The organism is Streptococcus sp. DD11 (assembly GCF_001578865.1).
GTDB lineage: Bacteria > Bacillota > Bacilli > Lactobacillales > Streptococcaceae > Streptococcus > Streptococcus panodentis.
The window spans coordinates 148230-154228 of sequence record NZ_KQ969396.1; the positions used below are offsets into that span (position 1 = coordinate 148230).

At 49.2% G+C, this 5999-nt stretch carries 5 protein-coding genes; all 5 read right to left on the reverse strand.

What is annotated here, in order from left to right; translation table 11 throughout:
- A partial coding sequence (locus tag STRDD11_RS10095; RefSeq protein WP_241209408.1) for a PEP/pyruvate-binding domain-containing protein occupies positions 1–568 on the reverse strand: 568 nt, incomplete at its 3' end.
- A gap of 14 nt (positions 569–582) precedes the next feature.
- Positions 583–1173: a CDP-archaeol synthase gene (locus STRDD11_RS10100; RefSeq protein WP_128837195.1), complete on the reverse strand. Its 591-nt coding sequence runs from the start codon at positions 1171–1173 to the stop codon at positions 583–585.
- A gap of 583 nt (positions 1174–1756) precedes the next feature.
- Positions 1757–2758 (reverse strand): UDP-glucose 4-epimerase GalE, encoded by a 1002-nt coding sequence (galE, locus tag STRDD11_RS10105; protein WP_128837196.1) that lies wholly within the window; start codon positions 2756–2758, stop codon positions 1757–1759.
- 42 nt (positions 2759–2800) lie between these two features.
- On the reverse strand, positions 2801–4282 hold the full coding sequence (gene galT, locus STRDD11_RS10110; protein ID WP_128837197.1) for a UDP-glucose--hexose-1-phosphate uridylyltransferase: 1482 nt from the start codon (positions 4280–4282) through the stop codon (positions 2801–2803).
- Between the two features lie 226 nt (positions 4283–4508).
- On the reverse strand, positions 4509–5687 hold the full coding sequence (locus tag STRDD11_RS10115; RefSeq protein WP_128837198.1) for a galactokinase: 1179 nt from the start codon (positions 5685–5687) through the stop codon (positions 4509–4511).
- Positions 5688–5999: the final 312 nt, after the last annotated feature.

A 5999-nucleotide genomic window follows, 5' to 3' on the forward strand; every position in this document is an offset into this window, starting at 1 on the left:
GCATAGACTGGTCCTGATTAGTCGCCACATCTAGGGAAAAGCAGACGCCGCTAAAGTCAGGCTCTATCTGCTCCTGAATCAGCACTGCCATGGCAAAATCCTTCTCTGCCAAACCCTGACGCTGCCAGTAGGCCAAGGCTTCAGGATTAAAAAGAGAAAGCAGACAGGAACGAATGCCCTGCTCAATTTCTGACAGTGTCCGGCAATTGCCAATCGAGTCATACTGCCCAGCAAATGACATGTTCTGCCCGTCTTCTAAAAGGGCACTGCTGCGAACGATATAAGCTTGATTTTCCTGACAAAAGTATGCTAACTGCTGTAGCCAAGCTAGCTCCAAGGGATACTGCTGCAAACGCTCCGCAATTTCCTCCTTACCCAATTGAATTAACTCTTTAAGTCCCTCTTTTGAGTATTCTGGCAGAGCTGCTCTTAGCCAAGCCATTACTTGGTCTGCCGGCAAAATCAGAGCCTTGGGAACCGAAAGCCCCAGCTGACAGAGGTTGATTAACTGATTGATTTTACCGCCATAGGCTGCCGAAGGCTCTTTTTCCAGCCATAGTTCTTTCATCAATAACTCCCATCTCACATACGATTTTTTCTAAGCTTAGCCCAGTAGAGCAGACGATTGACTCCCAGATGCGTGCCCGCCCCTAGGATTAGAATGCCCAGCATCTGCTGCCAGGACAGAGGGATATAGAAAAGCAAGAAAATAATACAGCCAATCAAGGAATCAATCTGGTCTATCCAGATAAAGGTCCATTTCCAGCCATTCTCCGCCGTCTTGCCCTCTCTGATTTCCAACCGCCGTTTGATAAAGCTATTGGGCAGCTCAAACAAAACATAAGCCAGCCCTAAAAGAGCCCCAAGCACTAGATTAAACAGCAAGGTATTTTCGTAGAAAGCATAAACCAAGTGCAGCTTCTCTAGGGTAGGAATACTCTTTAAGAGCAATCCCCAAAGAATCTGCGCCAAAGCTCCCCAGACAATCATGCCCAAGAAACCTTTCCAGGTCTTGTTAGCCCCAAAAAGCCTCTTCCCATCCTTTAAAATCAACCCAGCATCCATTGGCCGATAAGCCGCCTGCAGCAGTGAAGACTTGCAAAACATCATATTCAGAACCCCAGCCAGAATGACCGGCATCAGAGTGATATACAAGGCAAGAATCGAGCGCATACTTATTTCCTATTCTTTTTATGAAAATCCACTTGAAAAGATGAAAAGGCTTCTCAAGCTTTTATGACTTCATTATATCATAAGTCTCTAAAGCCCTTACAAAACAAACGGTCAACAATTGTCTCATCTGATAACGGCGCAAAAGATTCACTCCCAATCCCTTCAGATATACTAATAACTAGTACTAACTAAGGTTTTAAATAACATAGCAACCAATCTTTCTTTTAGTAGACTTGTTTGGAAAACGTATCCTGAGTCAGTCCGCCTTAAGCGGCCGGCACACAGGCAAACGACTCCGTCGGTTCATTGCTAAAGGAAAAGCTAGCGAAATGATGTTAAGAGACTATTTCCTTCTCTTTCGTTCACTATTCAAAGAAAGCAAAAGAAAGAATCATCATTCGTTTCCGAACAAGTCTATTATATGCTGCTTTTAAACCATTATAAATAAAAGTTTTGTGATTCCACATAAAAATAGTGGGACAGACTCCCATGATGGCTGTGCGCTCACCCACAGAGAGTTATCTCTTTTAGAAGATACTGTATAAAAGCAAGAAAAAATCGGCTGTTCCGCCGATTTTATACATTAATTTCTGTCATCATAACCCTTTGGATGGCTGGAATGCCATTTCCAAGCAGTTTCGATAATGGTTTCGATATGGTCATATTTGGGCTGCCAGCCCAGCACTTTCCTTGCTTTTTCAGAGGAAGCAATCAGCGTATCCGGATCGCCTGGACGCCGCTCTGCTATTTCCAGAGGAATGGGATGTCCGGTCACTTTGCGGGCAGCCTTGACAATTTCTAAGTTGGAGAAGCCTGTTGAAGAGCCCAGATTGAAAGCAGCCGATTCATGGCCCTGACGCAGATAGTCCACTGCCAGACTGTGGGCCTCTGCCAGATCAAAGGGATGGACATAGTCCCGGACATTGGTCCCATCCGGCGTATCGTAGTTGTCGCCAAAAATGGAGATGGTATCGCGCTTGCCTTGGGCCACTTGGAGAACGATGGGCAGGAGGTGGGTCTCCGGTCCGTGGTCCTCTCCGATAGAGCCGTCTGGCTTGGCGCCCGCCACATTGAAATAGCGCAAGGCCACAAACTTGATGCCGTAAGCCCGGTCAGCCCACTTCATAATAGTCTCCATCATGAGTTTGCTTTCCCCGTAAGGATTGATGGGCTGCTGCGGTGTCGTTTCTAAGATTGGAATTTCCTGCGGAACGCCGTAGGTTGCCGCCGTTGAGGAAAAGACGATATTCTTGACACCGACTTCATTCATAACCTCAAGGAGGGCTACCATACCGGCCGTGTTGTTATCAAAATATTTCAGCGGGTCAGCCATAGACTCGGCCACGAGGGAAAAAGCTGCAAAGTGAATGACTGCATTGATGGATGGATGTTTGGCAAAGACGCTGCGCATAAAGTCTCTGTCAGCCAAATCCCCCTGATAAAACAAGGCATCTGGATGCACTGCCGCCCGATGGCCGGTCACCAAGTTATCTACGACCACTACCTCTTCCTCGCCTGCTTCTACCAGACGATCCACCATATGAGAGCCGATATAACCTGCTCCGCCTAATACTAAAATTGCCATGTCTTTCCTTTCTCTTTTCACGATATTCTATTTTACCATACTTCAGGAGTTTATGCCGACTGCCTCGACAAAGCGCAGAAAAGCGGCCTGTCCTGCTGCTGTCTGCTTATAAACACCGGCATCCTCCAGCACGCGGCAGAAAATCTGACCGACTGATTGCTGGACTGTTTTTTCAGCATCATCCGCCGTCATCTGGGGATAAGCCGCTTTTAGCCCGTCCGCCCATTCCTGATGAATAGCCGCGACATGGTCACGCCGGCCCAAGAGAAACTCCTCCACTTCCTTAAGCTCTTCCTTGAGCCGCGGCGGTAAAATCGCCAGTCCCATGACCTCGATGAGACCGATATTTTCCTTCTTGATATGCTGGACATCGCTGTGGGGATGGTAGATACCGTCTGGATGCTCAGCCGATGTCTGATTGTCCCGCAGGACCAGATCCAGCTCAAAGAAACCGTCTTTCATCCGGGCAATCGGTGTAACCGTGTGGTGCGGCTCACCATCTGACTCCGCCAAAATCTGCATGCTGGGATCCGAATAGCTGCGCCAGGTCTGAAGGATTTTATCCGCCAGCTCCACCAGCTCTGTCCTGTCAGCTGATCGGAGGCGCAGCACCGACATAGGCCACTTGACAATGCCGGCCTCCACGCCCTCAAAGCCTGTGAAAGTAAAGCTGCGGGCCAGCTCGGCTATTTCCATAGGAAAGGTGTGACGTCCGCCCTGATAGTGGTCATGGGTCAAGATAGAGCCGCCGACGATAGGCAGGTCAGCATTGGATCCGGCAAAATAACCTGGAAAGGTATCGACGATGCCCAGCAGGCGCTCAAAGGCCAGCCGGCTGATGGCCATAGGGACATGCTGGCTGTGCAGGAAAATGCAGTGCTCATTGAAGTAAGCATAGGGCGAATACTGGAAGCCCCACTGGGTCCCAGCCAGATCAAAGCGGATAATCCGATGATTGGCCCGGGCCGGGTGATCCAGACGGCCTTGGTAGCCTTCATTTTCCATGCAGAGCTGGCAGGCCGGATAGGAGCTGGTCTTGGCTTTTTTAGCTGCTGCAATCTCCTTGGGGTCCTTTTCCGGTTTGGACAGGTTGATGGTGATTTCCAAATCGCCGTAGTCGGTCGGAGTCCTGAAAGCGATATTCTTGGCAACAGCCTCGACCTTGATGTAGTCATTGCGCTGGCTGAGAGCATAAAAGTCAGCAATGGCCTGCTCTGGACTGACCGCATAAGCCGTCCAGAAATCCTGATTGACCTGACTGGGGCAGGGAGTGATAAAGTCCATCAGCTCAGCTCCCAAGCTATCCTGCTCAGCTAGGGTCGGACCGATCTTGCCGGCTGCCAGAGCCGCTGCTACCAGCTCATCTTTCAGGCCGATCAGCCGATCGGCTTTGCTGGCCTGCTCAGCCGCTCCTTCTCCGACCAAAGCCATGATACGGTTTTTCAGATAAATCCGGTCCATTTCCTCATAAGAACTGTTTGAAATAATTGCCTCCGCAAAGGCATCCGCCAACTTCTTGGGCATAGAATTTCCTTTCTCCTGAAAAGGGCTGCATTTCTGCTATAGTCTTTTAGTTTGCTTCAGCCTATCATTTTGAAATAAGAAAATGATAGGAAGCAAGGTTTTGAGGTGCCAGATAAAGCTTCCGTTAGGAAGTGTCAGCTATATCCGCCTACGGCAAGCCGAGCTAAGGACCAAATAACAGTTAAACTAAATGACGATATCAGCCCGAGTTCTCATTTAGCCCTCCTTAGTCCAGCACCCGACTGCCGCCGGCAATCTCCGCTATGTAAAAGCTAGGGGCATAACCGACAGCCTCTTGGTAAGCCTTATCAACATTTTCCTTAAAAGCCTCTAGGGCATCCTTACGGACTAGGGCAATGGCACAGCCGCCAAAGCCTGCTCCGGTCATGCGGGCTCCCAGAACGCCATCCTGTTCCCAAGCAGCGTGCACCAAGGTATCCAGCTCCAGCCCGGTCACTTCATAGTCATGCTCCAAGGAGACATGCGAAGCATTCATGAGACGGCCGAACTTCTCCAAGTCACCAGCCTGCAAAGCTGCCTGTGCCTGCAAGGTGCGCTGGTTTTCCAGAACAGCATGACGGGCACGCTTGAGACGGTTCGCATCCTCAATCAGGTAGCTGTATTCGTCAAAGGACCACTCATCCAGCTCTCCCAGTGTGGCGATAGACAGCTTGCGATTGAGTTCTTCGACTGCCTTTTCGCACTCTGCCCGGCGTTCATTGTACTTGGAGTCCGCCAGTTCCCTGCGTTTATTGGTATTCATAATCACTACAACATTTTCTTGAAGGTCCAGCGGTACCAGGTCGTAGTCTAAGCTATTGGTATCTAAGTAGATAGCCCGCTGGTCAGCCCCCATACCAATCGCAAACTGATCCATGATACCAGAGTTGACCCCGATAAATTCATTTTCTGTCTGCTTGCCAATCTTTACCAAGTCCAGCCGCTCCAGCTGCAAATTAAAAAGCGTTTCAGCCATGACACCGATCAATAGCTCCAGCGAAGCCGATGACGACAGGCCTGAACCATTGGGAATATTGCCAAAAACATAGACATCCATGCCTCGGTCAATCTGATGGCCTGCCTCCTGCAGAAAATGCAGAACTCCTTTGGGATAGTTGGTCCAGTTGTGTTCAGGCTCAAAGTGCAGGTTTTCCAGCGGCACTTCAATGATGCCTTTGTCTGCAAAATTTCCTGAGTAAAAGCGCAAGATCTGGTCATCACGCTTGCGGGCTGCCCCGTAAGTACCCAGCGAAATGGCCGCAGGGAAGACATGGCCGCCGTTGTAGTCGGTATGCTCACCGATGAGATTAATCCGCCCCGGCGAGAAAAAAGTATGATCTGCTTCAGCATGGAAGATTTCCGAAAAATCTGCCCGCAGCTGCTCAATAGAAAGTGTAGCTGACATGTGATAAACTCCTTATCTTTGGTTTTGAAACCGTTTTACTGTCTTTATTATAAAATAAGTCCAGTAAAACTTCAATAGTTTTAGTAAATATTTACTAGAAAATCCAAACAAGTGCTGTCTGGATTTGTTGAATCAAAATAAGGGATTAGAGCAGGCTCTGTTCGGTCTCTGCATCAAAGAAATGGGCCTTGTTGAGGTCGAAGCCCAGATCAATGCCGGCACCGGTCTGCAGGTAGTCCCGGGCGTCCACCCGCGCAATCAATTCATGGGAGCCGATTTGGCAGTAAAGGTGGGACTCAGACCCCAAAAGCT

Bases quoted from the DNA above. Each gene is read 5' to 3' on its own strand.
- galE (WP_128837196.1), bottom strand. From the start codon at position 2,758: ATGGCAATTTTAGTATTAGGCGGAGCAGGTTATATCGGCTCTCATATG.
- STRDD11_RS10100 (WP_128837195.1), bottom strand. From the start codon at position 1,173: ATGCGCTCGATTCTTGCCTTGTATATCACTCTGATGCCGGTCATTCTG.
- STRDD11_RS10115 (WP_128837198.1), bottom strand. From the start codon at position 5,687: ATGTCAGCTACACTTTCTATTGAGCAGCTGCGGGCAGATTTTTCGGAA.
- galT (WP_128837197.1), bottom strand. From the start codon at position 4,282: ATGCCCAAGAAGTTGGCGGATGCCTTTGCGGAGGCAATTATTTCAAAC.